This is a genomic window from Lentilactobacillus senioris DSM 24302 = JCM 17472 (assembly GCF_001436555.1).
Classification (GTDB): Bacteria; Bacillota; Bacilli; order Lactobacillales; family Lactobacillaceae; genus Lentilactobacillus; species Lentilactobacillus senioris.
The window spans coordinates 183,605-209,549 of record NZ_AYZR01000008.1 but is presented as its reverse complement, the minus strand read 5'-3'; the positions used below and the strand labels follow the sequence as shown (position 1 = coordinate 209,549).

The 25,945-nt window shown below is 37.5% G+C and carries 33 protein-coding genes and 1 other RNA gene; 5 read left to right on the top strand and 29 right to left on the bottom strand.

Annotated elements, in window-relative coordinates:
• Positions 1-14 precede the first annotated feature (14 nt).
• Positions 15-385, top strand: a transfer-messenger RNA (tmRNA) gene (ssrA, locus tag FC56_RS08040).
• Positions 386-873: 488 nt separating this feature from the next.
• Positions 874-1,680, top strand: a complete 807-nt coding sequence (locus FC56_RS04365; RefSeq protein ID WP_054669069.1) for a hypothetical protein — start codon at positions 874-876, stop codon at positions 1,678-1,680.
• A 303-nt stretch (positions 1,681-1,983) separates the two neighbouring features.
• Here FC56_RS04365 and FC56_RS04360 read toward each other — a convergent pair whose 3' ends face one another.
• The 10 genes from FC56_RS04360 to FC56_RS04320 all read right to left on the bottom strand — a co-directional run bounded on the left by FC56_RS04360 (position 1,984) and on the right by FC56_RS04320 (position 11,598).
• Positions 1,984-3,537, bottom strand: a complete 1,554-nt coding sequence (locus FC56_RS04360; RefSeq protein WP_056978171.1) for a phage major capsid protein — start codon at positions 3,535-3,537, stop codon at positions 1,984-1,986.
• Complete coding sequence (locus FC56_RS04355) at positions 3,527-4,636, bottom strand: phage portal protein (protein WP_056978170.1); 1,110 nt, start codon at positions 4,634-4,636, stop codon at positions 3,527-3,529. Before FC56_RS04355 ends, FC56_RS04360 begins: the two co-directional genes overlap by 11 nt.
• 234 nt (positions 4,637-4,870) lie before the next feature.
• Positions 4,871-5,314 carry a hypothetical protein gene (locus tag FC56_RS04350; RefSeq protein ID WP_054669078.1) on the bottom strand — a complete coding sequence of 148 codons (444 nt, stop codon included), beginning with the start codon at positions 5,312-5,314 and terminating at the stop codon, positions 4,871-4,873.
• 23 nt (positions 5,315-5,337) lie between these two features.
• A complete protein-coding gene (locus FC56_RS04345) occupies positions 5,338-5,673 on the bottom strand; it encodes a hypothetical protein (RefSeq protein ID WP_054669080.1) in 336 nt (111 codons plus the stop codon).
• Positions 5,674-5,822: 149 nt separating this feature from the next.
• Positions 5,823-6,656, bottom strand: coding sequence for a hypothetical protein (locus FC56_RS04340; RefSeq protein ID WP_056978169.1), 834 nt, complete (start codon positions 6,654-6,656; stop codon positions 5,823-5,825).
• An 884-nt stretch (positions 6,657-7,540) separates the two neighbouring features.
• A complete protein-coding gene (locus FC56_RS04335) occupies positions 7,541-7,924 on the bottom strand; it encodes a hypothetical protein (protein WP_054669084.1) in 384 nt (127 codons plus the stop codon).
• Positions 7,925-8,289: 365 nt separating this feature from the next.
• Positions 8,290-10,638: a phage/plasmid primase, P4 family gene (locus tag FC56_RS04330; protein WP_056978168.1), complete on the bottom strand. Its 2,349-nt coding sequence runs from the start codon at positions 10,636-10,638 to the stop codon at positions 8,290-8,292.
• Between the two features lie 123 nt (positions 10,639-10,761).
• Entirely contained in the window at positions 10,762-10,920 is a 159-nt protein-coding gene (locus FC56_RS08140; protein WP_156410664.1) for a hypothetical protein, read from the bottom strand.
• Positions 10,921-11,112: 192 nt separating this feature from the next.
• Complete coding sequence (locus tag FC56_RS04325; protein ID WP_054669092.1) at positions 11,113-11,388, bottom strand: hypothetical protein; 276 nt, start codon at positions 11,386-11,388, stop codon at positions 11,113-11,115.
• Between the two features lie 15 nt (positions 11,389-11,403).
• Entirely contained in the window at positions 11,404-11,598 is a 195-nt protein-coding gene (locus FC56_RS04320; protein ID WP_054669094.1) for a helix-turn-helix domain-containing protein, read from the bottom strand.
• 142 nt (positions 11,599-11,740) lie between these two features.
• On the opposite strand from FC56_RS04320, the gene FC56_RS04315 reads away from it, so the two are divergent.
• The 3 genes from FC56_RS04315 (at position 11,741) to FC56_RS08135 (ending at position 13,934) form a co-directional block, all read left to right on the top strand.
• Positions 11,741-12,151 (top strand): helix-turn-helix domain-containing protein, encoded by a 411-nt coding sequence (locus FC56_RS04315; RefSeq protein ID WP_056978167.1) that lies wholly within the window; start codon positions 11,741-11,743, stop codon positions 12,149-12,151.
• Between the two features lie 75 nt (positions 12,152-12,226).
• A complete protein-coding gene (locus FC56_RS04310; protein WP_056978166.1) occupies positions 12,227-13,381 on the top strand; it encodes a tyrosine-type recombinase/integrase in 1,155 nt (384 codons plus the stop codon).
• A 385-nt stretch (positions 13,382-13,766) separates the two neighbouring features.
• The gene (locus FC56_RS08135) at positions 13,767-13,934 is read left to right on the top strand and encodes a hypothetical protein (protein ID WP_156410663.1); all 168 of its coding nucleotides are present in this window, start codon (positions 13,767-13,769) and stop codon (positions 13,932-13,934) included.
• Between the two features lie 133 nt (positions 13,935-14,067).
• Here the strand turns inward: FC56_RS08135 and FC56_RS04305 are convergent, their stop codons facing one another.
• From FC56_RS04305 to FC56_RS04220, 19 genes are all read right to left on the bottom strand, one after another.
• Positions 14,068-14,481: a protein-export chaperone SecB gene (locus FC56_RS04305; protein WP_054669098.1), complete on the bottom strand. Its 414-nt coding sequence runs from the start codon at positions 14,479-14,481 to the stop codon at positions 14,068-14,070.
• A 21-nt stretch (positions 14,482-14,502) separates the two neighbouring features.
• The gene (locus FC56_RS04300) at positions 14,503-14,757 is read right to left on the bottom strand and encodes a hypothetical protein (RefSeq protein WP_054669100.1); all 255 of its coding nucleotides are present in this window, start codon (positions 14,755-14,757) and stop codon (positions 14,503-14,505) included.
• Between the two features lie 49 nt (positions 14,758-14,806).
• Positions 14,807-15,397 (bottom strand): hypothetical protein, encoded by a 591-nt coding sequence (locus FC56_RS04295; protein ID WP_056978165.1) that lies wholly within the window; start codon positions 15,395-15,397, stop codon positions 14,807-14,809.
• A 177-nt stretch (positions 15,398-15,574) separates the two neighbouring features.
• Positions 15,575-16,567 carry a DUF5776 domain-containing protein gene (locus FC56_RS04290; protein WP_056978164.1) on the bottom strand — a complete coding sequence of 331 codons (993 nt, stop codon included), beginning with the start codon at positions 16,565-16,567 and terminating at the stop codon, positions 15,575-15,577.
• Complete coding sequence (locus FC56_RS04285) at positions 16,567-16,863, bottom strand: holin (RefSeq protein ID WP_054669106.1); 297 nt, start codon at positions 16,861-16,863, stop codon at positions 16,567-16,569. Before FC56_RS04285 ends, FC56_RS04290 begins: the two co-directional genes overlap by 1 nt.
• Positions 16,863-17,087, bottom strand: coding sequence for a hypothetical protein (locus tag FC56_RS04280; RefSeq protein WP_056978163.1), 225 nt, complete (start codon positions 17,085-17,087; stop codon positions 16,863-16,865). Before FC56_RS04280 ends, FC56_RS04285 begins: the two co-directional genes overlap by 1 nt.
• On the bottom strand, positions 17,084-17,464 hold the full coding sequence (locus tag FC56_RS04275) for a hypothetical protein (protein ID WP_054669108.1): 381 nt from the start codon (positions 17,462-17,464) through the stop codon (positions 17,084-17,086). Before FC56_RS04275 ends, FC56_RS04280 begins: the two co-directional genes overlap by 4 nt.
• Positions 17,465-17,475: 11 nt before the next feature.
• Positions 17,476-17,622 carry an XkdX family protein gene (locus FC56_RS08035; protein ID WP_082620574.1) on the bottom strand — a complete coding sequence of 49 codons (147 nt, stop codon included), beginning with the start codon at positions 17,620-17,622 and terminating at the stop codon, positions 17,476-17,478.
• 2 nt (positions 17,623-17,624) lie between these two features.
• Complete coding sequence (locus tag FC56_RS04270) at positions 17,625-18,065, bottom strand: hypothetical protein (protein WP_056978162.1); 441 nt, start codon at positions 18,063-18,065, stop codon at positions 17,625-17,627.
• Positions 18,066-18,077: 12 nt separating this feature from the next.
• Positions 18,078-18,518, bottom strand: coding sequence for a hypothetical protein (locus FC56_RS04265; RefSeq protein ID WP_054669112.1), 441 nt, complete (start codon positions 18,516-18,518; stop codon positions 18,078-18,080).
• Between the two features lie 109 nt (positions 18,519-18,627).
• Positions 18,628-19,098 carry a hypothetical protein gene (locus tag FC56_RS04260; protein WP_054669114.1) on the bottom strand — a complete coding sequence of 157 codons (471 nt, stop codon included), beginning with the start codon at positions 19,096-19,098 and terminating at the stop codon, positions 18,628-18,630.
• An 11-nt stretch (positions 19,099-19,109) separates the two neighbouring features.
• The gene (locus FC56_RS04255) at positions 19,110-20,513 is read right to left on the bottom strand and encodes a carbohydrate binding domain-containing protein (protein WP_056978161.1); all 1,404 of its coding nucleotides are present in this window, start codon (positions 20,511-20,513) and stop codon (positions 19,110-19,112) included.
• Between the two features lies 1 nt (position 20,514).
• Positions 20,515-21,225 (bottom strand): hypothetical protein, encoded by a 711-nt coding sequence (locus FC56_RS04250; protein ID WP_054669119.1) that lies wholly within the window; start codon positions 21,223-21,225, stop codon positions 20,515-20,517.
• Positions 21,218-22,387 carry a baseplate J/gp47 family protein gene (locus FC56_RS04245; RefSeq protein ID WP_054669121.1) on the bottom strand — a complete coding sequence of 390 codons (1,170 nt, stop codon included), beginning with the start codon at positions 22,385-22,387 and terminating at the stop codon, positions 21,218-21,220. Before FC56_RS04245 ends, FC56_RS04250 begins: the two co-directional genes overlap by 8 nt.
• Positions 22,388-22,401: 14 nt before the next feature.
• Positions 22,402-22,785 (bottom strand): contractile injection system sheath initiator, encoded by a 384-nt coding sequence (locus FC56_RS04240; protein WP_056978160.1) that lies wholly within the window; start codon positions 22,783-22,785, stop codon positions 22,402-22,404.
• Complete coding sequence (locus FC56_RS04235; protein ID WP_056978159.1) at positions 22,782-23,147, bottom strand: hypothetical protein; 366 nt, start codon at positions 23,145-23,147, stop codon at positions 22,782-22,784. The genes FC56_RS04240 and FC56_RS04235 overlap by 4 nt, the downstream gene beginning before the upstream one ends.
• Entirely contained in the window at positions 23,144-24,457 is a 1,314-nt protein-coding gene (locus tag FC56_RS04230) for a hypothetical protein (RefSeq protein ID WP_056978158.1), read from the bottom strand. The genes FC56_RS04235 and FC56_RS04230 overlap by 4 nt, the downstream gene beginning before the upstream one ends.
• On the bottom strand, positions 24,457-24,933 hold the full coding sequence (locus FC56_RS04225) for a phage baseplate plug family protein (RefSeq protein WP_054669132.1): 477 nt from the start codon (positions 24,931-24,933) through the stop codon (positions 24,457-24,459). Before FC56_RS04225 ends, FC56_RS04230 begins: the two co-directional genes overlap by 1 nt.
• A 9-nt stretch (positions 24,934-24,942) precedes the next feature.
• The gene (locus FC56_RS04220) at positions 24,943-25,941 is read right to left on the bottom strand and encodes a LysM peptidoglycan-binding domain-containing protein (protein ID WP_054669134.1); all 999 of its coding nucleotides are present in this window, start codon (positions 25,939-25,941) and stop codon (positions 24,943-24,945) included.
• Between the last annotated feature and the right edge of the window lie 4 nt (positions 25,942-25,945).

The window sequence follows — 25,945 nt, the reverse complement described above, 5'->3', positions numbered from 1 at the left end:
ATAGATACAATTTTGGGGTCGTTATGGATTCGACGGGTATAGGTCGAGCCTGGACTGCGTTTCGTGCGGTGCCACGTTAAACCACCCAGTTTAAAATTATAACTGCAAAAAATAATTCAAACTCTTACGCTTTAGCTGCCTAATAAGCGCTTAACGTAGATCCTCCTATCTTCGCCCATGAGATAGATCTGGGTCCTATAAATAAGTGGGCTTACGCAATTGGCTCCCATCTGAAGTCAATTGAAGAGACTAATCAGATTAGCTAATAACGAGAGCCTTGATTTATGGCGTTTTTATTAGTGAAATTTAAATAGTAAATCTATGAACGTAGATGTTCAGGTGGCGATATGCTCGGACGCGGGTTCGACTCCCGCCGACTCCATTTTATAGCTTTTAATAAATCGTAACGGCGGTTAAAGTACTGGTATAAAGGCATTTCTATTTTTTAGAATTGCCAACAAAGGCCAATAATTGCTAATCAATGGCAACCGTTTTGGCAACCATTATATTAGGTATACCAATTTAATATAGACCGTGCGGGGCGTGTATGTGCTGTTATCCTTTTGGGTAACAGTTTTTTATTTGTCTAAATGCTTGCTGGTTGTTTGCCAACTGTGATGTTAAAATTAGTTGCAGCGATTAACCGCTGCTCGTTTGAAGAAGTATTGCTTTTTGATTCCCCCTCGCCTATTTGGTCGAGGGGTTTTATTTTGGCATTACTACTATAATATTAGAGCCACCCAAACCCACAAACTAACCACCCCACTTTTAAACCGTGCGTCAGAATGCGCCTATATAACATATTTTTTAGTTATACCGCGGCTATACTACTGTATAATAAGAGTTGAAAAAAAACATTGAGGAGATACATACATGAAAAATATAAAAAAAATTGCTAAAATTGCTGTGGCAACTTTAGCTATTACAGGAATGAGCCTGATTATTCATCAAAATAATTCAAGTGCATCTAGCTATAAAGTGGAAAAAGTCACAATAAACAGTAGCATTTCAGAAAATTTTTACCACGTCAAAAACAAATCTAAAAATGTTTATTTGTGGAATTCAACTCGAACTAAAGTAAAAGCTAACTTAAAAAACTACAAAAATTACAGTTGGATTTATAATGGTAAAAATGCTGTAGTATCTCATAATGGTAAAAAAGCAATTTATTATTACGTTTCTAGCTATGATCCATCACATAAATATGTTTCAAAAGTTGGTATGGTTTGGCATGGTTATTTAGATCGTGGTTTCAATACAAATTATAAAGTTTTAAATGACGTTAGCCCTTTCCGCTTTATGAATGATAATGAATATATGAACTATATTAAACAATCACCATCACAAAAAGTAACCCGTGAAGTATTAAAACTATTTCCAAATACCAAAATTTCATTAAAACTAACCCAAAACTTTGAGCAATATGAAAGTTTAGATAATTTAGGATATTCCAAAGTTTTGGCTTTCCCAGCAGCTACGAAATACATGGATCATATTATATATAAAAAGAATATTTCCGATAAAACTAGAATTAATTTAATTAAATCAGCATTGAATAATGCCGGTTATACTCAAGCAAAACGTAATTCTTTAAGTAACTATAAAATTGGTATTTTCTATTATGCCAATGCCAAAAATCAAACTTTTGACGATTATCCTGGAATTGTTTTGGCAAAATAGATATTTACGGTTTTATTGGTTACTTACTGACATAATAACCGCAAAAAACAGACAACGATTCATAATAAAAGCCCTCAACTACTCCAAATAGTTGGGGGCTTTGGTAACTCATCATGCTACTTTATTTCAAGGAGTATTGTAGCACGGTCATTTAACAATATCCAACTACATACATATTATTAGAGCCACCCAAACCCACAACTAACCACCCCACTTTTAAACCGTGCAGCAGAATGCGCCTGTACAACGTCATGCCAAACAAAAAGCCCACCATTCTTACATGGTAGGCAATTGGGTAACTATTTATTTCTTGGTACTAGCTTTGGCGGCTGCTGTTCCTGCTGGCAAAGTTAAGTTTAACATTGCGTCCGGATTAAGCAACTGATAATCAGTTCTTAAGATTGCAGCGAATGCAGTCCCATAGTTATCAAATACATCGTACTTAATTTCTAGATTGTTCCTAGTAATTACGGCCACCGCTTCCCGCAATGAGCCAATGAATAATGGTGTACCAGCTAGGAACTTATCGTTAAGTACTAACAAAGGTAAACCGAAAATAGCTTTACCACTAGGTGCCTTTACATCGTCCATTAACATGAAATGGCCGTCTTCATACTTCAAAGTATCCAAGTAAGCCAACCCGGTCATGTTAGTAACCGCAATTTCTTTGAAATTAGGGTCAAGTTTACCGTCATAGGCTTTAATAATATCGTCCATGGTGGTGACTGGGGTAGCGGTTAAACCGCTTAAGATAGTCGAGATTTGGGCGTTGTTAGTGTTCAAGACTAACCGTTTTAATTGATCGCTAATGATAGAAGATAAGTCTACTGCTGAATCATCAAGGATTTCATTAGATAAAATGATCTTACCAGTACGGGTTTTCACTTCATACTTAACCCCGTCAATGCCGTTTTCGGTTTCTGGGATTGCAGCAAGTTCTTCTTTAGTAGCTAATACCGCTTGACTGTCAGAAATAACTGGGATCTTACCCATTGAAGAACTAACCGTTAAGCCATAAGAATATTTAGCTAAATCTTGCTTAGATAGTTCTTCCATTACTGGTTGGGCTACTAGTTCAGGAATTACGATATTCCCGTCTGCTGTAGTTAAACCGTCCCGCTTTTCACCGTGGGAACGGATATAGTTATCAAAGGATCTTAATTCTGCTTGTTTCGTTTCGTTATTTGGATCTAAAGTTTCAATAGGCATATGTTTGCCCTCGCTTTCTTTTTTAGTTAAATAGTTTTCGTATGAGCGGGCGGCGGCGGTAGAAACTTCCGTTTCATCATAAGCCGCAATCGAAACCACGCTCACATCATATAAATTACTGATCTGCTTAACGGTTCTAACCGTCTTACCGTCAGTATCAGTAGTAAATTCGTCACCGTTATCAGCTACATCAAAGCTAAATGAACAGTGGCTTAAGTTACCGTTTTGGATTTGTTTGTAAGCGTCGGCAATATAACTAACGCTAGTATCTAGTTGGGCGTCAAACTTCAACCCCGTTTCATCAATGGCTAAAGTAAGATTATTGTTGGCCACACTGGCTAGGATCTGGTTATAGTCATGATTAAATAACAAGACTACTTTAGATAAATCCGTATCAGCCAACGCATTAGGGTCGATGATCTCAATGAAGCCCCCTAAATCCTTGCTGGGTGCATTGAACTTCAAAGCGTAACCGCTAATACTAGTATCTTCTTTAGGATCGTCTTTGGGTTCAGTATCCTGCTTCTTATCGTCAGTATCCTGTTGGGTATCATCTGACTTCTTGCCAGTGTCTTCTTTGTCGTCTGTCGGTTCGTTAGCTCTAACTTCCGAATCATCTAACAACAATTTTTCTAAATTAGTTCCCATTTAATAAGTCCTTTCTCTCGTCCCCATTTTCTAATGGTTCCAAGTTCATCATTTTACGGGCTTCATTAATCGTGATGATTCCAGCGTTGTATTGTTCCATGGCCATGGTTGATTGAGCTTGAACGTTAGTGTTTAGTAGCCTACTCAAATCATATTCAAAGTGTTGGCCAAGTTTAAACTCTAGTTCACTAGTAATTGCGGCCATATAATTAGATAAGGCATGTTCTACATAAAAGCTTTTAGCCTGCTCGGCGTTACTATGCTCACTTTCAATTCCCAGCCAATCAACCGGAATGCCGTACACCGTCGCAATATCTTTTTTACTGGCGTTCTGAACGTCACTAATCAACTTAACAATGCCAGCGTCAGTATTTGAGTTCAGGGGATCGACGGACATGGTTTGATCTGTGACAATGGTTCTACCAGAATTATCCCCAGTGATAGAACTCTCAAAGGCGTTTCTGATATGATCCTTTGCTTCTTGGTCAACCGCACCAGCATTTAATGTTAAATGCCATTTAGAATAACCCATATTAAAATAATTATTCCGCATGCTATCCGCTTGGTTCATGGCGTTGCGTTGCTGGTGTAGGGCTTGTAGTGGTGATACCCCTTGTACGCCCCTAACCGGGAATAACTTGAAGTGCAAAATATCAGCGTTCTTAATTTGGCCTTTACGTTTGGAACTATCCGCCCAGTAATAAGTTGGCTCTTGGTCGTCAGTATCATACTCGACCCGTACATTACCATATGGGATAAATTCAAAGCCAATTACGGCATTGTTTAAGCTTGAGCGGTCAACGTAACAAAATGAATTACCGTACAGCAGTAAATTAGTGAATAATGACTGTTTTAGATCGTGGCCATTAGTAAAGTCGTTGGGATCATCGTTTAAGATCTTTTCTAGTTTGCTGCTATCCGACTTAATCCGGTTACTGGCCAGATCCCCAGCAATTAGGCTTACTGCTGAAAAGATAGCACTGTTTCTGTAGCCACTATCTAGTGGTACTTCTCCGGGATTATCGGCCCAGCTACTAATCACTTCAAAAATGGGATCGTTAATCGGTTCAATAGCCTTTTTTCTTTTGAAAATACTCAATCTATAGCCCCCTATCTTTTTTATTTAGTTTAGTGGTGCTTTTTTCTATATTTTTTTGTTAAAGATACTGTTATATCAACGTTTAAAACAGTTACCCCCCTATACTTTTATACTCGTTTTTTGAACATTTCTGTGAGAAGACTCCATTGTATGGCGGAAAGCCTTGGGAGAGTAAGGCCGGGGGTATTTTGTTAGGTACACCAAACTTTCTAGATTGTTATCAGAATCATAAGTTTATAATTCAAATCCTTTGTGCTTGGCTACTGCTTTAATAAATTTATTTGTAACTCGTGATACTTTTGCGCCAGAAACATGCAAGTGTTCCGCTGCTTCTCTGGCTGTCAGATAATTATTAAAGAACACTGCTGCAATAGTCTTTAAATCCTTCTCGTTTAGTTCAGCCAAGCAACTATTAATTACGTCTTGGTTCTCTTGTAATCCTGCTAAATTGTTATCACGTTTTAAAGCCCATGTTTTAGGGTCTTTGATCGTGGGATCTTTGTACCCATCGTACAAGGCTTCTTTGATCTGCTTTTCAGTCAGATCTTTGTTACTATTGCGCAACGATTCTTCTGCTGCTTCTTGAACCATGTTCTTAACTCGATCATCAATGTACTGATCGCAACGAGGGTAATCGTGCAGGATTGATTCAATATACTTCTTGGCATTGAACGACATAACAGCAACCTCCCAATATTAAGTTAGTAAATAAATGGCTTATCAAAATCAATTCCCAGATCTACACCAGCCAACTTCAATAGCTTCATAGCTTGGCGACTGATCAACATTTTGCTTACGTTTAATTCGTACAATCCTCTTGCAAGATAAGCACGGTCTAACTTCTCGCCTTGCTCATAAACTTCAAGCGCTCTAGCGTCGTCTTCTGCTTGTAGCTTCTCAATACTTTTCTGTTGTGCTGCTACTTGCTCCATGATCTCTACAGCAGATTGGATTAACTCAATATCATGCTTAGTTAATGGTAATTCTGCTGGCCGTTTGGTTAGTAAGAAGTTATACAGATCCTCTCGTGACTTCATAGACTTCACCCTCTTTCTGAATACAACATTTGTCTATAGTATTATTATATTTCGTATAGTATTTTCATGTGGGTCATTTGTGGGCCAACTTTAGCCAAACAAAAAAGCCCTAACCGTTGTGGTTAGGACTTACTTTTATATTATTATTATTATTTAGCCAATACAAGCGTACCCATCCGAGATGATCCATCGTTTGAATGTTGTTTAAGCTCACTTGGATATCCATATTTTCCAGCACTATAAGCGCCAGAACAATCAACACAGATCCCTAGTTTATATCCTTGCTTAAATAAACTATCTAATTTTTCAGAGGTATACCCATGATGTTCTAGAATTGCTTTCACATTCTTAGCCGTCTCCGCTGCAGTGGGAGCATTAGTTTGGAGTTGATACCTAATGTAAGTAGAGTACTTAAACCCGACCTCATCTTTGACTTTCATTTCCAAATTAGACAATGGAATAACATTGCTGTATCCATTAATTTTTGATAAGTCTGACGCTTTAGCAGCTGCATAAGATAATTTATAATCCACTTCAGCATTAGGCATTAACTTTAAAATGGCCCGTGCAACCTTTTGGGATTTATCAGTATTTAGATAATTTAAATAATCGGCATCACCTTTAAAACTGTTCATTGGTTTTAAAATATACGGCGCAACATTGCCACGCCAAGTATAGCCATAAACCTTACCACTTAAACCGCTTATCTTGTAATACACTCGATGATTATACTTTACTTGCTCACTAACATACCATGTGGTATTGGGGTAATTTTTTAAATTGTTAGTTCTTTTAGTAAACTTAGTATTCCAAACATAGGCACTCTTGTTAGAAGCAGTATAATATGCTTCAACATCTTCAACGCTGATTACTTTCCACATACGTTTGATCGTTGATTTTGCTTGTACTGATTGCTGATTGGCCGATACACCAATCCCAACAGCCATTAAACCGGTCATGATAATTCCAATTGTTTTCTTCATTTCTTTCAACTCCTTTTGGGCTATATTATCCGTGTTTATTGGGTACTAATCAATAGGCCATTTAATTTAGCGATTTGAAATCCGTAAAATACTACCAACGTTACCCAAACAAAAACCCCCGCAACTATTAAAGTTACGGGGACAAAAATAAGGAGATAAATATTAGAAAATAACGAAACCACGACAGAAACAATAATACATAAAGGAAGTAATGAATCATGAAAATAATATGGATCGTATTAAGCAGAACAATTAAATTGTTCGCTCACCGTCAACAAGTTTCTCTTAGCTCGGCCGATCATAACATAATCAGCAAATATCTAATGGGTGCAATGTGATCAAACATTGAAGCAACTAACCCCCGTTGGTTACTTCTCAATCTAATACCGCCGTGCTGCTTCAACAGTAAAGCAACAACTAAGGCCCTAAGTAAGGCCCTTTCTGGATATATTTGCAATGAATTTTCCGCTTCATTGCATAACTATATTATAGACTGCTTTAAATAATCGTGTGGGTCATTTGTGGGCCAACATTGGGCAAATAAAAACCCCACCACCATTACAGTGATAGGGATTGCTTTTGATGTATCTAATAAATGATAGAAAGATTTATGACTTTTGCTCCAGCATACAAAGCCCTGCATAGGTTAATAACCTATAAATATATTATAACATTATTTTATTTTCGCTCAATGCTTGAGCCATGCCACAACAGCAAACTAAAACCCCCAACCGTTTGAAGTTGGGGGCTGGTTCGTTGATTACAAGAAGAATTGCATAACTATATTATAACACGTGTCTTTATTCTGGCTAGGCTAGTGCGAGGGCTGGTCATTGCCTTTCAGGCACACACATGCCCCTACCACATACAATGAGTAATTAATTTCATATCATTTCTAACCTTTCAGCAAGCAGCCTCTTAACCTCTCTCAAGCGACGATCAACACTGCTATCAGAAGCATGATGATCCAAAGCGATGTACACAATTTCTTTTTTCCATAGCCAATGTTCATAAGCCATAGAATAGAGTTCGTAATCAGATTCCTTCAAATCATTCATAAAGGAATCGAGAATATCGTACATTTTTTTATAGTTGTGAAGTCGGTTTGTTAATATACCTGTTAATTTCGGATTGTCTTCACTGCTAGGATCAATTAGGTAACCTTCTATTCTGGTCATGGCTTCCGGCATATCTCGGTATTTCTCAAGCAACTTCCCACAATACGAAAGTGCTTCTCTGGTGATTTTTTCATTTTCTGTTATTGCCAACAATTCCACTTCTTTCTTTTAAATTTGGTTTGTGGCGTTACCGAACTAAAACACTGTTATATCAATGGTTTGGGATTGGTGTTACCGTTTTGTTACCGTTCTGGTTTCGGTTCGGTAACAGCAGAATGCTGTTATACCAGTGGTTTAGGCTATGCTGTTACCGAAATGGTGCTGTTACCGAAACTTTTTATTTGTCTGTATACACAGCAGTTTATTGGGGCCATATATTATATTAAAAAGTTATAAAATAGAGTAACAGAGTAACAGCACTGGTTAACCTCCACTCCCACAAGGGTTTGTGCCGTTACCCAAATTATAAATTTCGGTAACAAACTGGTAACAGCAGGCTATTTCGGTAACGGCATTTATTTGAATTGATTTAAATGGCGAGGGATATTTACCTTCACATAACATTTATTCATGTCAGCACCTTCATATTGAAGTAATCTCTGGCCAACGTCCGAATTATTACCGCGGGTAAACTCTTCAAACTTCCATGAATTATCTTTCAGCCGGTAACTTTTCCGTTCGTAATCATCTGCGATGAGTTCCCCAAACTGTTTAGTGAACTTTCGTTGGCTCATGATATTTCGTTGGCCGTTATCTTTTTGGTATTGAACGTAGTAAACATAAACCGCGCCTACTGGAATAACTTCGGGTTCGTATTTGTCAAAAACTTCACTCTTGAAATTAAAAAGCGGGTTGTTGTCTTCTTTGAAGATCTCCAGTTGTTTTTGAACTATATCCGGTTCAATAAACTTTTCGAATCTATCCATTGTTAGGGCCTTTTTGAGTACCCATTTACTTACATCTGGATTCGTTACGTATTCGTCTTTAATTCTCCAGTCGTCGTTGTTACTAGTAAATTGATGATTAAACGGAACAATAATTAATCGCCGGTTAGTACCGTTGGAAGTGTTCTTGAACTTTGGCATTTCATTAGTAGACTGAATAACTGTTGGCGTTAGCTGCATAGCGTATGCCGGTCTATTCTTTTGCTCTACTTGGACAACGTCCCCAGTTACCACTGCATTAAAATTACTGGAATCGTCAAGGTAAATACCAGCCGGAACATCATCACCGATAACCACACTCTTGCCAACCAGTTGAGCCATAGCAAACCGTTGTGAGAAATCGTTAATCTTTAATGCCGCCGTGTTTTGCTGTCCCACAACTCCCATGATGAGTTCTTGAAATGTTCCCTTACCATCGTTACCCTTACCAAGCAGCCAAATACTTTTGCGGTATGAAAATGATCCGTTGATTGACGCATGTATCACTTGCCAAAGTAAGGTATTAACGTCTTTGTCACCGTTTGCAATTCCCATTAACCATTCTGACGGTTTCCAATTATTCGGCCCTAACTCTGGTTCTTTGGCGTCTGGGTCGAATGGTGTAGCGATCTCGGAAGTAAAAATATAATCGCTACTAAACGGAAGTAGTTCACCGGTATCAACCTTAAAAATACCATTCTTAACCGGAATCAAATTTTTATCCTTGGTGGGTTCAACACGATTACAGCTTAGGGCTTGCCAACTGATTTTCTGATGAACTTCAGTGATTTGGCGAGATGTTAGCCGTGGGGCCTCCTGTAAAATAAGAAAATCAATAAAATTATCAGAAGTTCTATATAAGCCTTGTTGTTTATCATATACGGCAAGTGGTGAATTTTCTTCATGCCCTAGAATTACAAATTTATATTCAGTCATCATCAGCCCCATTACATGGGTCGTGTCGGGAGCTTTTTCGCTGTGTTCTTGTTCGTGATATTCATCCGCCAATGCCGCTATATTCAAACGCTTTTGCTTTGGTTGGCTCTCGTCGGTGTCTTCCGGTACTTCTTCATATTGGTATTCTGGCGCTTTATTAAGACCAAAGTAAGTTTTAAATGGAAGTTTGTTTTGTCCGGGAGCGGTGTTATTTAGCCGATAAGCTAAATCCCGTTTGTTGTTCTTCACCCATTCGGGATCACCATTAGCAGCCAAAACCACAGCACGATTAGCAACGGTCTTACTAATTTCGTTATCCAAAACGTTGCCCACAATTTCAAATAAGAATGTTTTGTATTTCGCCTCGTCTTGCAGGTCATCGGAATGACGTTCGATGTAATTTTGAATGGCTCGAATTGCAGTAGTATCGTCTACATAAGCCCGTTCAATACTTTCCGTTGTATATTGCTGTTCTTCTTTTAATCTCTTTTCCTCAGCTATAGCATTGTTAACCCAATCCGGGGCGACTTTAACATCGTCCCAATTGCCGTGTGGCGTGTAGGCTTTCCCGTCAATCTTGGAGGGGGAAACAACTACATGCTGCATTTTAATTTCAACATGTGCGCCGTTATCTAAAGTAACGGGAATTGTTTTACGTACACCAATCTTCTTTTTAGGATCGATCATATAGAAGAAGTGGTAGCCGTCATTGGGAGTTGTTTCGTAATAAGTCTCTTTCATTTCTTCCAAATCCGTACCCAGAGCGGCCACGTTATCTACACCGTTATGGCGATCAACATCGATCACTAAATACTTGGTATTTTCTAGCACAATCCCTACATTATCTTCCGGTGATTTTCGTAAACTGTTAAAATCATCTTCACTTTCAACAGCGTCCTTAAAACCGCGTTGGCCTAAATTAGGGACTTTGCTATTGGCTGCGAGTGGGAATACTTTAAATCCCCGGTTAATCCAAAGATAAGGCGACATTAGTTCATTAGCCATTCACAACACCCCCTTCATTGCTTTTTAGATCAGGAGTGTTATAATTAATACAGTCCAACAACCGGATACATGACGCCTTTTGGTATGCCCACCAAGGTGTCTTTTTTTGCACTTTTTTCATCATTAATAATCCTTCTTTTCTTTTAGTTTTTCGTACAATAAGCTGGCAATAACGTGCGATTCTTCCGCCTTAATGATTACGCTGGGTTCCGTCGCGTCGGCTTCTAAATCAGCCAATAAATCTAATAAAATGCTGGTTAGGGTATTGATTTCCTTGTTCATGTGTTGACCTCCGTTGGTGTGTGTTGTTACTTGAAAAATTCTTTCGGATCTTGAGCAATCTTATAAATGATTACCCCAATTCCCCCAGCAAGATAAAGCTTTAGAAAAAACAGCATTAAGTAAGCTAACATAGTTTTTCACCTCCCTTCATTGAATTTAAATAAAAACGCCCCGCATTGGCCTGTATTTTATTTAAATCTGATGTTCAATAAAAAAGCGATCTGCTTCATTTTGGCAAACCCGTTGAATGCCGTTAATCGTTGCAACTTTTAGACCTTGTTTAATGAAATTGTTCAAAGTGGCTTTTGAGACACCCATGTAGCCAGCAGTTTGAGTTAAATTCATCCAGTTAGGAAAATCTTGTTTCTTGCCAGCGGTCTTAAATGCCTCTACAGCCGTTTCAAACATTGTTGCTTTAATCTGCTCTAGGGCTTCCTCGGGAAGCTCTAACGGTACTGATATGGCCATTTTTTTGTCACCCCTTTAGATGTGTTGGTATAGCCAGTTGTCGAGCTTTTTAATCGTGGTTCTATTGGCGCTGGTATGCTTTCCTGAAAGAATAGGGCTTAACGTCCAACGGCTTATCCCAGTGGAATTTGATAATTCCGCAACCGTCAAATTAAGTTCCCCACGCTTTCGCCTTACCGCTAATAAAAGATCTGGGTTAACTTCTGGCATGTTTTTCACCTCTTTTCAACTATCAATATTCAACTTTTAGTTGTAACTCTATCATACTCAACTTTTTGTTGTTGTCAATGCTTGTTCAACTTTTAGTTGTGATTTTGTATTGTTTAGCATTATAATTGTTGTATGAAAAGGGGTGAGTAATACGAATAGACTTTCAGAATTACGGAAAAAAGAAAACCTTTCCCAATCGGCTTTAGCAAAGATAGCTGGGGTTACACCGCAATCAATTAGCCTTTATGAAAAAGGACAACGAGAACCAAAAATAAAAACATGGAATAAGTTGGCGGATTATTTTAATGTTTCAGTTTCCTACCTTATGGGAATTGATGAAGAATCCGACTATTACGACAATAAAACCATGGCAAAGAAAATCGCTAAACTATTTGAACCCGAAAAAAAAACCCCCAAAGAATTAGGGGAAATGTACCAACAAGATCTAGATTACTTCACCAAGTTTTACAACAACCTGCTAGAAAATAAGAAGTTCGATCAATTAGAAACAATTAGCCGCTTCTTTGATGTAGTCAAAAAAGCCTACAAATAAACCACATAGCAGCAACGCCACAAACAACCTTACATAACATGCCCCGCATTGGCCGTTATAAAGGAAGTTTTTATTATGGCAAGCATTAACACATATTTAACTAAAGCAGGCGAAAAACGTTATTCAATTCATTTATATGGTGGGACTAATCCCCAAACTGGTAAACCAGTGAAGATCCACCGACGGGGTTTCAAGACAAAAAAAGAAGCCACGTTAATGGCTTCACGGTTGGAATTAGAAATACAAAACGGTGGAATAAACAAGGAAAAGCATGTTCTATTTCGTGATGTTTACTCTGAATGGTATGAAACCTATATTCATACCGTCAAGGAAAGCACCGCCTTGCGTGTTCCTAAAATGTTTGACAACCATATTTTACCAGCTTTTGGCAATAAACGCATTAAAACCATAACCGCCAGAAACGTTCAGCAGGCTGTTAACCAATGGTTTGATGAAGTTAAGGTAAATTATCGCAAGTGGTATCATTACACTAATATGGTCTTTAAATTTGCTCTACAACGGGGCTACATTCAAAAGAACCCCGTCAACGTTGTTACCCTACCCCAGCACAAAGGTGAATGGGAAGACGATCGCAATAACTACTGGACAAAAGAAGAACTATCTCGGTTCTTTAGTTACATTGACCCAGAAACAGAATTAGAAAAGTTCACCCTGTTTAGAGTGTTGGCCTTTACGGGTATTCGCCGGGGTGAGTGCTTAGCACTTACATGGGGCGATGTTGATTTTGATAAGCACGCCCTTGATATTAATAAGACTGTTGCCCAAGGCCAGAACGGTAAACAAATCATTCAGACCCCCAAAACAGCACGAGGCAAACGGGTTATAACTTTAGATCGTGTTACTATTGATTTGCTGAAACGTTGGCAAGCAAAACAGAAAGAACAGTACACCATTCTAGGTTTTAACACCAGCAAGCCTAAACAATTAGTTTTTGCCAACACTAAGAACGGTCTTAAATCATTAAATACCCCCGGCAAGTGGTTGCATAGTATCATAGATGATCGGCCAAAGGAATTTACACCAATCACCATTCACAAGTTCCGCCACACTCATGCCACTATGATGTTAGAATCTGGGGCAACAATTAAAGAAGTTCAATCTCGGTTGGGTGATGCAGATATGGACGTTATTTTAAACGTTTATAGCCACGTTACCGAGAATAAGGAAAGAGAAACAGCGGAAAAGTTGGCCAATTATATTACTGAATAGGTCAGCCATACCACTTAGAACTAACCCTATACCTTTTAAGTGGTTAATATGTTGATTGGCAACCAATGGCAACCGTTATGGCAACCACCAAGCTTTTAAAAGCTATTTAATGCCTTGATATTGCCGGTATAACAGCAATACACAAAATTCACAAATGAAACCCCGCCGACTCCATTTTAGTAACAATAAGAAGCATTTCAAAAAAGCCTAAGTCCTTTTATATCAAGGATTTAGGCTATTTTTTTATTTTTAAAAAGCATAAGAAGCCATAAGAACGTTAATGACTCATGCACGTTTTTTGCACGCGCAAAAATTTGTGCGCAAAATTTAAAAAAATCGCTCTCCTTTTTCGTATCTATCTATATAAGATAAAGGGAGTGATAAAATGAATTCTGATTTTTGGTATCACAAGCACGCTGGTCATTTTTGCATCATTGCCAAGGGTAACTTGAGCGAAGATGTTGTTCTGCTGCAAGTTGGATATGGAGAGCAACACCTGCACTACATCATGAGCTTAGATGAGTTTAGAGAGATTGAAAAAATACTGGAGTAATTAACAGATACAAATGTATAAAATTTTATACAAATAACTTTACTTGTCAAAAAAATATGCAAGAATGAGCTCAACGACTAAATCGAGTTCTTCTTACATATTTTTCAAGCATCCAGTTATGGGTGCTTTTATATTATTCTTCTTGGAATCCACTTGAAAAGTTAAATGTTGGTAAAACAGTCACATCACCCTTATCAAGGGCTGTAATCATGGAAACTAAAGATCTAACATACGGAAACATAATAGCCGTACCATTAGTTAATAAATATTTTCTTGCCTCTTCTTCATCAGTAACGGCGTCTCCAATTTTAAATTGCCCTAAAAAAGTTAACAATCCAATTTGTAAATTTTTTTCGTTTGCAAAATTAACAGTTATTTTGATTTGAGATATTCTATTTTCAAAATCCATAGAAATTTCAACTTTAAATTTTGTCATATCTACTTCGGAAGATCTTTTTATAAAGTTTTCTTCCGAATATGCTTTATATTCTAAATTAGCAATTCGATACCCTTCAAAACTAATAACAGGTGCATTCTGATTTGTCATTATCATCCACTCTTTGTTTTTTTACGCTGCTAAAATATTATCAGTATAAATAATATTACTAGTTGGAAAATTCAATGAATCTTCAACCACAAAAATACTATCATCATCTTCAGTAATTTTGTTTTTATTGTGTTCTATTGGAGTGTTAAAGTAAATTTCATCGTCAAGTGAAAATCCCATGTCAGCTAATTGTTTTAAAAGATCATTTTCATATTCTGATGAAAAATCACTAAATGCTTTCGACATTTCTTCAAACGATTTATTATACTTAGCCATACAAACACCTCCTCGTTAAATTAACATTAACATATCATATGAAAGAAAATCAATTATAAACATTAAGACTTTCCAAATCTATACCATCTAAGTTCCTTATGCACACTTCAACTCCGTTGGGAAATGTAGTTATTTTAGAAGCACTATCGTTAAAATAAGTGTGTGTATTTGCCACTACAGCGTCTAATTTTGTTACGTACTTAAACCTTTTCACTAAATCATATATATATAGTTCTAGGATAGCTCCATCAAGTGATTTTTGATGACCATTATTTGAATATTTTTTTCTTAACTCATTAAATAATCTACTTCTTTTATCATCATTTATCCACTCATTAAATAATTTCAAATCCTCAGAATCACGTAAATCAAGAATATAGTCATTGTTTGAAACAAAATTAAAATATATCACTTGTGCAGAGTCTGTATGAAACCCCTTTGCAAATTCAAAAGCATTTTCGCGACTATTTTCAAAGCAATATAAACCATATCCCAGTGAACCGGGATCTTTTGGAGTTTTTCCCATATTAATCTGTCCAACATTCGGAAAATAAATAGCATCAAAGCCTTTTTCTCGTATTTTATTGGCATTCTCTTCATAAGTTCCATGATAGAGATGAAATGATACCTCACTACACAATATCAAACACCTTTACTTTCATAATAACTACTAAAACTAAACCGTGGTAAATCATAACATACTCGTTTAGTGCATTCAATAATTTTCATTTACTTCAAACAAAAAAGCCCCCAACCATTACGGTTGAGGGTTTCTTTGGGTTATAAGGTTTACATACCTAGAATTCTCTAGATGTCCTTATTTTACTATTTTGTTTACGAGTTTGTTAGCACTGATGTAGTCTCCATTAGCTAACAAGAAGCGTGACGCTTTGCCATATGGCATAACTTTAACGATGTCAAAGTACGTTCCCTTAGGGAAATGAGCGTTCTTGTGGTTAAACTTGATGTCATCATACCGGCCACTGCCTTTTGCAGCAACTGATCGCACTTGCTTGATCTTTGATTTAGGCAGGTAATAAAGATTATTAACATAGTCTTTATTAGCGGTTACGTAAGTGCCATCGATTAGTTTGAAACGGTGACCTTCAAGTTTGGCAACTTCCATTACTGCTTTGGGCTTATAGATCTTTTTAACGTTCTTACCAGAACCCACTTGAGAAGCTTTGGCATAAGCTGCTACTTGCTTCTTAGCGTAAATTTTATAAGGCGTCCAGTTAAAGTATTCAGCCTTCTTAGGTTTAGATGGCTTAGCTGTGGTGGATTCTGAGCCGCTCAAGCCATACTTAATATCGTGAGCTAGTTGACTCTTACTAATGCCCCATTTAGCGAGGTATCCATAAGGGTCAACGTGATCCCCACCATAATTGTTAGTGACCCATTGATGAGTTTTAACACCTGTTCCAGCTCCGTCTAAGGTTAAGGGAATGCCATATTTAGTAGCATACTTGCGAATTAACCAGATGTAACGCTTATAACTTTCGTTGAACCGTGCTTGACTATCCACATGAGCTAGTTCCACTTGCATTGGTGAGTAAGGGTTAGCATCTAAAGCACCCCATGCAACGTAACCGGGTTCACCTACTTGGAAGATATTTTTGTCATCCACGATGAAGTGAGTATAAGCAGCTTGCCAATGACCTTTCATGTAACTTGCTTCGTTGCCAGCTGAATTTGACCCTTTGTTATTATCGTTACCGGTATCATGGATAATGATGTAGTTTTTAGACGCAATCCGTGAATCGCCTTGTGAGCCACTTAGAGCGTAAGACTTATTAATAGGATAACTCATTATTTGCCCCTCCCGATTAATTCTGAAATTGAGCTAATCAACTCATGTCCGCCAGCTGATGCAAATCCACCGGCGAGAATACCGTCAGCAACACCGACTAAGAGTCCGGTTGATGGACTATAACCACCCCAGATAGCGCCACAAATCATACCAACAAACAACGCTACAATAGGAAGATATTGGTTTTTGTTAAAGTATGGCGTTACTTTTAAAGTTCCTACAATTACGTAGGTCACTACAAAAATGGTCATCACCACATTTGCGTTCACTTGATTTAACAGTTCTACAATATCCATTATGTTTCCTTCTTTCTTAACTCATCAATTTCAGCTTGTAATTTATCGGCTCGTGCTTCGGCATTTTCGGCCCTGGTCTTCATTTCCGTGTACAACGTCCGCCAAGAATCCACATCATCTTGTTCCTTTTGGTGCTGTGATTTTTGTCGGCTTAAATGATAAGTCCAAAATCCCGTGATAATCGTTGGTACAAGAGGAATGATCTGGCTCCATAGTTGGTTCAACTTGCATCACTCCGATACGCTAGAATATTGATGATGAGGGTTAAGCCGAGATTAGAAATCCACGGCATATCTAACCCTAAAATGACCCAGTGTAGAAATTGGTACGCTGTTAGCAACATCATCAACATGCTAGCAACAATTAAAATGATGTGATCAATAGTGGTAGATTGTCTTTTCCATAACGCCCAAACAATCATCGCTGTTCCGACTAAGCTAAACAGCCCGCCAATAATATCGTCATTAAAAAAGCCCACTGCCATTGGCGGCCACTTAAAATAACGATCGTGGGTAATTAAAAAAATCCCAGTCAGTAACATGGTTAACCCGATAGTTACATGAAAAGGATTTTGCTTAATTTTATAAAAAAGGTAATTCATAACCTGGCCTCCTAAGCAGTTGGCGCCACGTATTCTTTGCCCATAAGGTCTTTATATTGATCTTCTGTGATAGTTCCGATTCGAACATACTCCATAGCGTCTTCGTCAGTAAGCATACCCATTGAAGCTAACATTTGAATCATTGCGTACATATCCATGATTATTCACCTTCCTTTGGAGTTTCTACTGGGGTAACCGCTGCTTGAAGTTGGGCAATTTGCATGGTCAAACCAGCCGCCATCTTCTTTAAGGTGGTATTGTCAGTAGTCAAAGTATCGATGCTGGTACCTTGATCTGTGATAGTCTGTTGCTGTTCATTGATCTTTTTAGTTTGATCCGAGATCGTTTGGCTAGCTGTTGCTAGTTTGCCATCGAGATCATCTACTTGATCGCTGAAATCTTTACGGGTGATTGGTGGTAGCCATCCGTGGATTGGTGTACCCAACTCGTTTACGCCCCATTTGTCCCAGGTTTCGCCAAAGACTTCATCGAATTGGGTTGGGACGTAAATATGGATAAAATCTTTATCCGTTGAACTAAGCTCTGATTGAACCTTTGTAATATAACGATTGCTATCTAGTTGTACATAGTATTGTGCCATCGTGGCACCTCCTCATTCATAATAAATTTCTGCCATTTTTCCATAGTGCATCGGTGCATATGTCACCACTTGAGCTTGCAAACTTAAATTTTTCATTTGAAGATAATTAGTATCTGGAGATATTCTACAAAGAACTGTATTGCTTCCACCGACTAAATTTGCGGACATTGAAATACTTTTGATAGTTTTACCGCTTAAAATACTGGTTAAATCCGCAACGTTTAAACAGCTTCCCAAATTTAATGTATCTGGAAGGGAATCCACAATATATCCTGTATACGTAATAGAGATTGTTTTATCTTGTACATTATCGATATAAGACAATCTGAACTCACTTATAATTTCTGTAGATCCCGTAATAAGACCAACACCATTAACTTTATTGGCATCTATGATTAATTTATCGCCAAAATAGATTTTCGATATTTCTTTGTCACCGATATTAATAGCCAAAATAACCACCTCCTAAAATTAGAAAGTGGTTAGAAGGACTATAGGGACGGGTTTCTAGCCCCCCAAAAAAATAATTAGAGTATTTCTATTTTTTCTCATTTTTATCCTTCTATAATTTTGAAATGTTCACTGTTAAATAAGGATGAATACCATTAAAACTAGGACAGTCAACGCTGTATGCCGAAAGAGATAAAATTGTATTCCAATCGTCCCAACTATAATTCATAGAATCTACGGGTGTAACAACGAGTTTCCCATTAACAATACTAGTCTTTGCTTTTCTTGGCCCACTGCTCTTTTCAAAATTGAAAGGTACATTATCATTTTTTGCTCCTGTAAAATTGTAACCATCCGGTGGATTAACTACTGTAATGCTATTATCAGTATCACCAGAAAATTTAATTCCACCTGTTATACTAGCCGTGCCATCACCGTTATCTCTAAAAAGAATTAATGAGTCAGTAATTAAATTATCAGCGTGGTCTAGTTTAATCCAACCATCCGATTTAGTTGTATCCATAATGATTTTGTCGCCAACACTAATCTTAGTAATTTGATGCTCATTATTAATGATCGCCATTATTGTCCCCCTTAGTAAATTAAATATGCCGTCCCAGAATCCAAAGCTCCATTTGCTTTGGTAGTATCATAATCGGCCTGTGATATGGTAACCCACTTCATTTGAGCATCAATTTGCCCCTTTAAATCAGCAATCTGATCCACTAGTTTTTGAGCATCATCAGACGTAGATAAAGTCGCTCCATTAGAGAGTTTAGGTGCTTTGTCAAAAGTAAATTGTCCACTAACAGTAACATCTTTGTCCGAGTAAACTAAATCGCTTGGCAAAGAATCAGCAATATTGTCTGCGGTTAAAACGTTTTCCGGTAAAATATTATCATCTGGATTTGGACTGTAGTCCGTTGAAAAATCGCCAAGTTCAATTTGAGGTTCTGATAGCCAGTACTGAGTACCAGCATCAACTGCGATGATATAGACTCTGCCAGTATCGCCTAGAGTCAACTTGTAAGAGTAGCGTTTCCAGTCTTTAGTTAATCTAAGATCTGTCTTGCTGTAACCTCCATGAGCTTCCAGATGAAAGTTAGCCCCGGTAACGCTCGCTTTGGCCCAGAAAGATACAATGACCGTTTGATTCGATATGGCAGACATAAAATCTTGATTAATGGAATTTTCGCCAGTCACCGCTGCTTTAGTTGGAGTTGCAGTAACTACCCCATCGCCATGGAAAGTGGTTGAATCAATTTTCCATAAATCTCCTAGCCAGTTATCTAGTCCTTTAGAAAAATCACTATTTAAAAAGTAATTTCTTCCACCAATTAACAAACTATCTTTATCGATGTAGTTTTTTAAATCATTTTTGGTGGCAACATCAGCATCATTCACTGTTGGTACCTTCTCGAAGTCCCACGGACCAGTGATGTGTTCTGCTTTAGTTGAGTCAGTTAAGGTATCCGGAATCATTTCATCAATATTTGTTTTTAAAACATAGTTGGAAAGGATACTTTCTAATTCCTCATTAGAAACAGATCCATCCGGAGAGACAACAATAGTTACGTTAGCCGCATCACCAACATGTAATTTAACTTTAAAAGTTGTACCAACAACTGTAGAACCATTTTGAGCTGGGATCAAATCCGGATTTACCGAGGTGGCGATTCCATATAGAATTTCTTCTCCACCTTCAATTTTTGCAAAAATGGCAATACCATATAGTAAGTAATCTTCTTGCAAATCGCTATTCATTACCTTGATTGGAACATTTACAGTGTGATCATCTTGTACTGAAACTGTTCCAAGGGGTAAATCTTGGACTACACTTTCTAACTTAGTAATTTCTTTTAATTGTTCTGACGTTAATCCGCTCATATCCTTATCGGTTGTTTGAGCGCGTGTGTAGCGGATTGTGTTTCCGGCTAAGGTTGCGGCTGATAATTGGTATCCAGCATTAGTAATAACAATTTTATTCCATTTTGCCATTTCATACCTCCTCGCTTTCGATTTCATAAACTGTAGAAATAGTTTGTGCCGATCTCATGTAATTTGTATTAGTTAGTTCATGTTCAATGATTTCAGTATTAACATCACTTTCTAGCTCAACAACATTCATTGTCACTAGTGCAGTTCCTACATAAATATCACTCGGTAAGCTAGTTTGAAAAGTTACTCTAGATAAGGTAACTCCAAGCGCTAAAGCATTTTGGATTTCATCGATAAAAAGTTGAACGATTTCTGGATGTTCAATATTATCTAGCGGTAAATCTTCTACTGAAACATGAAATGGATCGCCTTTAGCAGTTCCATCTTCTTGAATTTGATAATCATTTCTAACTTGAACTTCTGTTTTATCAATATCAAATGTAGCAGCTACTAGGCGAATCAAATCATTAAAGGTGGATTGAGAACTTCGATTAACTGATTTCATTTTTAACAGAAATCGATATAAATCATCTGGCTTTCCTAGCCTAGGCAAGTCAAAATCATCACCAATGTCATCTAATTGACCACCGACCGCATTATTTAAATCACTTAATTTAGCGATATTTTCAGCATCTTGCATATCGTCATAAATAAATTTATCAAAGACCCTCATAAGTCTTTCTGTAGGACTTCCTGGAGTCGTATTAATACGGTTAGTTGGTATCGATAAAACTTCATCTTCGTGATATAGTTCAAAATCCGATTTAGTCACTGGCTACCACCTCGATTGCATCATCATTAGTAATTGCAGTTGCAAAATCAGTCAATTCAATGTTTGTGCGTCCTAGACTGGATTGTTCAGTTCCCCAGGTTAAATCCACTACATCATTTACGCCTTCAACATCATAAATAATGCCAAAAAGTTGAGTGTATTTAAGTGTTTCACCCATAGAAAACGAATCTAGCCAAACTTGTATATTATCGCGAATATCAGCTATTATTTCGTCTTGAGTAGTATCATCAACCTGTGAAAATTCAACAGCAATATGCATATAGATAGTTTGACTTGAGCCCACAGAAAAAGCGACGTGATTAACGTCGCCATTATCTAGTGGAATATCAATTTTTTCTGTACCAGTTAAAGTGATTCCTAATGCAATATTATCTGAAATTGTCTGAGCGATGGCTTGCCGTTCTCCACCTAGCACATAAATATGTGTGGTATAAGGCGGATCTCCGGCACTATTGGTTGTTGCTGCAGCGTTAACTACATATCGAACACTTTTAACGCCAGCAATGCTAAATAACGCCGATGCTACCCCATTAGGAGTTGAGGAACTAACACTCTTTTGAGCTAACTTAATTCTGGCCCGCAAATCATAATCAGTTTCCATGTCTGCTCCACCAGATGCTGCTTCAAGATTGGTCACTTCTTCAATTTCTTCTACATACATCACTTGGTTAATTATGGTATTAGCATCACAGTTATATTCTTCACCAGTATCTTCAGCATAAACTCTAACTGTTATGGTTCCATCTAAACCAATAGTAACTTCGGAGTCCGTTAGGTAGATCATATCTTGATTATTACTAAACATAGACTCAGCATCAATGACATAGCCCGGAGTTCCTTTAATTGTTAAAGTTGTAGTTGCATAATTGGCCACATTACGTGAGATACCGTAGTTACTAGCAAGTCGATCTAAAGAAATATTTTCAGCTAGGGAAACAAATCTTGAGTCGTATACATCTAGTTTAGTTAAATCCGATTGTGCCAGTTGTCTAGCCAATGATTCGGCCATATTTTCATAAAAAGAACCCGTAGATAGGTCAATATCATTACCTATTTCCGGGTCAGCTCTTAGACTAGTTTGTAAGGAATCAAGCCACTGGTAGTAGTCCCATGGTTCAAATCCTGTTTCTAATAATGGCAAACATTCTCACCTCCTTAAATGGTAATCGATGTATTGAAATCTAAGTTTGGATCACCGTTATCAGCTATCAAATCACTGTCAGATAATTGCATAGTTACTTTAATCATTGCTTTTCTGGTTTTGTAGTCTGGGTCTACAGTTACATCAGTGACAACAGCAACACGGTCATCTTCTTCTAGTGCTTCAGCTATTTTGTTAGCAGCTAAATCAGCATCCTGAAACTCACCGAAGAAATCCAACCACTCAACACCAAAATCGACATCATCTACAGCCCAGCCAACTTGAGAGAGTAATCTCATTTCTAACGATTGTCGTAGCTCATCAACCCCAGTAACGTAGTCTTTGCCATTACTCAAGTTAGGGTTACCATTTTCATCAAGCCTTACATCCGTACTCACTTGACCACCCCCACAATAATGCTGGAATCAACGCTGTTCTTTCTAAGTGGATCTTCACGGAAGTCCTTACCTTTAGAATAATTTTCCATGCTGTCAGTAAAGACCAGTACCAATACTTCATCGCCCACTTTTAATTCTCGTGTGTGTCCGGTATCATCTGAGCCTTTAATATAGAAGCTAAAATCAAGTTGTTCACACTCAACTATTGGCATTTTTTTACTACCATCGAAATCTAAATTAGAGGGCTGAACCGTTAACGGTGATGTAGAGATGATTCTACCCCGGTATATGTGAGGGCCGGAATCATGTTCTTCAATTAGTAAATTAATTAATGGCACTAATGAGTTTTCTCCTGCTTTCACTTCTTGCCGTCTCCTTTCTTCTTTGTTTTTCGTTTCCTACGTTTTTTTCTAGTAGCATCCTTTTTAACTTTGTCTTTCGCACGATCATTTTTTTCTTTGAGCTTAGCCTTGGCTTTGTCTTTAGCGGCATTAGCTTTAGCTTTCTTAAGGCTGGCCGCATTAGCTTTTTTATAAGCATTGTACGGAACGAATTGAAAAGTAACGGTACTAGTTGAAGTCGTATATTCTCGTTGACCGCTAAGAATCACGCATTTACCGTAATTTTTAACCCCATCATCGATATAAACTAACGCTCCAACCCTGACTTCTTTCCGCATAAGAGCTTGAGCTTCGAATTTTTGGCCATCATATGCACCGTCATCTGAAGGCGTTGGATGACTAATTAAGCCCGTTTCTGGGTTCAATTTCAACGTGGCTTTCTGACCGGTAGTTATTTCACGAATATAAAGTTTGCTACCTTCGATCACTATGTCAGTGTTAGCACCATCAGCGACTTTTTTAATAGCGCTTAATGGCTTGCCACTGACGGTAAAACCATTAGCGTATTTATGATCGTAATTAAGTTTCACAGCGCCTAATGGGATATGCGCCCGCTTTGCAATATCTTTAATGATAGTCGACGCTTTGGTCCCTTTTTTGTACGAAAGATTAGCGTAATGAACTTGCTTAGCATAATGGGCCTGAGCCTTTTTTGTTTTTGTTTTTTTAGAATGCTTTTTTCTAATTGTTGAATTATATTTTTTACGTGCTTTGGTGAATTCTTTTTGCTTTCTTCCTCGTTCGTGTGATGTAGCTTTAGGGTGGGCAGCCAACCATTTTTTGTACTCAACAGTTTTAGCCTTACTATATGCACTTATTAAATCCGAAACACTAACCGTGCCGGCTTTTTTTCTAGCGCTAGCTTTAACCGCTACTCTAACTTTAGTCACTTTTTTTACTTTAATAACATCTTCTGAAATGTCCGGAAAATGATTAAAGTTAATTTGAATTGATCGATCTACACCGTCTAAGGACATTGGTGTCATAGATTTGATTGTTCCAGTAGTGATAAGGCCACCATTTTTGGCGCTAGCATCGGAATTATAAAAACCGGCAGTTATCGCAACTTGCCGGCCTTTTTGAAAGTAATTAAATTCATCTTTAGTAAGGTTATATAAGGTCAAAGAATTCATGTCAGGATTAACGCCGGTAGTAAATGGTGAGGTCATTTCAATAGATCGATTATTAGGCGCTTTGTCCCATGATAAAAAGTGTTTTTGGTGACCGGACCATTTAACGTAAACACGCAAATAGCGGTGTACAAAGTTCATTAAGCATCACCTCGATCCTCAATGAAATCATCTAGGCCATCGAATTCTTCATCATCCATAGAGTCGTCTGAATCATCGTCATCCATCCCCATGCTGGTATCATCTCCGTCTGGGTTGTAAACACCATCATTAGTGTTATCCGGATCCATTTCGCCAGTAAAAGTATCATCGATAGCAATGAAAATCTCCTCATTAATATTGGAAAAATTAACACAGGTAGATTTTCCAGTTTCATCAATCATAACTAGATCTTCACTTGGCAAATTAGCGTCACTAATGTCAGCAAATAATGGTTCTCTTGCCACTAGTTTTTCATTAGTTACTAATGGTTCACCATTTTCATCAGCCAAAGTTAAATAAAGTCGGTCATTTACCTCGTTATAATTAACTGTGATTTCATAGTCATTGCCACTGAGGGTTACTATAAATTTTTCTGGTAGTTGAAATTTATTAAATTGTATCGTGTCCCTATACATATTAACCACCTACTTAACTCTGACTTTTTTACCAATCGGTAGGTATCTATCCGGGTAGCCATTCCAACTTCTTAGCTTGGCAATTGAAGTGCCGAATTTCATGTGGTAACCCCAATAGGTATCACCTTTTTTAATTGTGAGATATTTACCTGCTTTAGGTTTAGTTTTCTTTCTATCTCCTTTAGTTGGACTTTTAGTACCAGTATTATTAGTTTTGCTGGTATTTGTTTTCTTTTTTGATTTTTTCTTATTAGTACTAGTAGCCCACTTAACATCTTGTGCAGATATTGAAACCGCCAGTGCATTATCTCTTGGTTGGTCAAAATTAGCAGCTACTGAAGTTAAAACAGTACTAGAACTATATTTTTGACCATGAAATTCCAGCTCCGTGCCATTAGTAGCCCATCGTCTAAGCATGTTGAATTGTTTTTTTAGATATGAAACTTTAGAAACTGACGAACCACCTAGTTTACCTTCAATTTGGCGTTGAATTGGTTGGGTTTGTGTGTAGTGATTAACATATTGCCCTGGTGAAATGGTATTAGTAGTCATTTCAGTAGACGTTGTTTCACTTTCAGAAGTATTATCAACGAAGACGTAACTATTTTCGGATCCAGGATATTTTGGAATAAAATATGGTCTTCCAGATTTCCAATATCCAGGCTTGTCCTTCTTCATTTTGGTAATAACTTTTTTCTTAGTTTTTAAAGCCGCTTTGCGTTTGTTAGCCGCTGAGTTCTTTTTAAATGTGCTTAAACTTTTTTTAGCGGTTGAATATTTTCTTTTTGCTTTTGATACATTAGTTTTAGCATGTGAGGTTGACGATTTAGCCCTAGCTATCTTTTCTTTAAGCTTCGCTTTTTGGCTACTATTTGCTTTCTTATATTTGGCCTCTAATTCTTTAACTTTGCTAACATCTTTTAAGTAAATTTTTTTGAATTTGTTGTAATTAGATTTGGCTTTATTGTATGCACTCTCGTATGTTTTTAATGTTTTCTTTTTAGCCATGGTT

Excerpts from the sequence above, each read along its gene's own strand:
- FC56_RS04330 (WP_056978168.1), bottom strand. The coding sequence starts at position 10,638 with ATGGCTAATGAACTAATGTCGCCTTATCTTTGGATTAACCGGGGATTT.
- FC56_RS04310 (WP_056978166.1), top strand. The coding sequence starts at position 12,227 with ATGGCAAGCATTAACACATATTTAACTAAAGCAGGCGAAAAACGTTAT.
- FC56_RS04290 (WP_056978164.1), bottom strand. The coding sequence starts at position 16,567 with ATGAGTTATCCTATTAATAAGTCTTACGCTCTAAGTGGCTCACAAGGC.
- FC56_RS04255 (WP_056978161.1), bottom strand. The coding sequence starts at position 20,513 with ATGGCAAAATGGAATAAAATTGTTATTACTAATGCTGGATACCAATTA.
- FC56_RS04320 (WP_054669094.1), bottom strand. The coding sequence starts at position 11,598 with ATGCCAGAAGTTAACCCAGATCTTTTATTAGCGGTAAGGCGAAAGCGT.
- FC56_RS04230 (WP_056978158.1), bottom strand. The coding sequence starts at position 24,457 with ATGAACTTTGTACACCGCTATTTGCGTGTTTACGTTAAATGGTCCGGT.
- FC56_RS04225 (WP_054669132.1), bottom strand. The coding sequence starts at position 24,933 with ATGTATAGGGACACGATACAATTTAATAAATTTCAACTACCAGAAAAA.
- FC56_RS04260 (WP_054669114.1), bottom strand. The coding sequence starts at position 19,098 with ATGGCGATCATTAATAATGAGCATCAAATTACTAAGATTAGTGTTGGC.
- FC56_RS04275 (WP_054669108.1), bottom strand. The coding sequence starts at position 17,464 with ATGAATTACCTTTTTTATAAAATTAAGCAAAATCCTTTTCATGTAACT.
- FC56_RS08035 (WP_082620574.1), bottom strand. The coding sequence starts at position 17,622 with ATGGATATGTACGCAATGATTCAAATGTTAGCTTCAATGGGTATGCTT.
- FC56_RS04325 (WP_054669092.1), bottom strand. The coding sequence starts at position 11,388 with ATGGCCATATCAGTACCGTTAGAGCTTCCCGAGGAAGCCCTAGAGCAG.
- FC56_RS04360 (WP_056978171.1), bottom strand. The coding sequence starts at position 3,537 with ATGGGAACTAATTTAGAAAAATTGTTGTTAGATGATTCGGAAGTTAGA.
- FC56_RS04300 (WP_054669100.1), bottom strand. The coding sequence starts at position 14,757 with ATGGCTAAGTATAATAAATCGTTTGAAGAAATGTCGAAAGCATTTAGT.
- FC56_RS04350 (WP_054669078.1), bottom strand. The coding sequence starts at position 5,314 with ATGTCGTTCAATGCCAAGAAGTATATTGAATCAATCCTGCACGATTAC.
- FC56_RS04305 (WP_054669098.1), bottom strand. The coding sequence starts at position 14,481 with ATGACAAATCAGAATGCACCTGTTATTAGTTTTGAAGGGTATCGAATT.
- FC56_RS08135 (WP_156410663.1), top strand. The coding sequence starts at position 13,767 with ATGAATTCTGATTTTTGGTATCACAAGCACGCTGGTCATTTTTGCATC.
- FC56_RS04220 (WP_054669134.1), bottom strand. The coding sequence starts at position 25,941 with ATGGCTAAAAAGAAAACATTAAAAACATACGAGAGTGCATACAATAAA.
- FC56_RS04365 (WP_054669069.1), top strand. The coding sequence starts at position 874 with ATGAAAAATATAAAAAAAATTGCTAAAATTGCTGTGGCAACTTTAGCT.
- FC56_RS04345 (WP_054669080.1), bottom strand. The coding sequence starts at position 5,673 with ATGAAGTCACGAGAGGATCTGTATAACTTCTTACTAACCAAACGGCCA.
- FC56_RS04285 (WP_054669106.1), bottom strand. The coding sequence starts at position 16,863 with ATGGATATTGTAGAACTGTTAAATCAAGTGAACGCAAATGTGGTGATG.
- FC56_RS04270 (WP_056978162.1), bottom strand. The coding sequence starts at position 18,065 with ATGGCACAATACTATGTACAACTAGATAGCAATCGTTATATTACAAAG.
- FC56_RS04340 (WP_056978169.1), bottom strand. The coding sequence starts at position 6,656 with ATGAAGAAAACAATTGGAATTATCATGACCGGTTTAATGGCTGTTGGG.
- FC56_RS08140 (WP_156410664.1), bottom strand. The coding sequence starts at position 10,920 with ATGAACAAGGAAATCAATACCCTAACCAGCATTTTATTAGATTTATTG.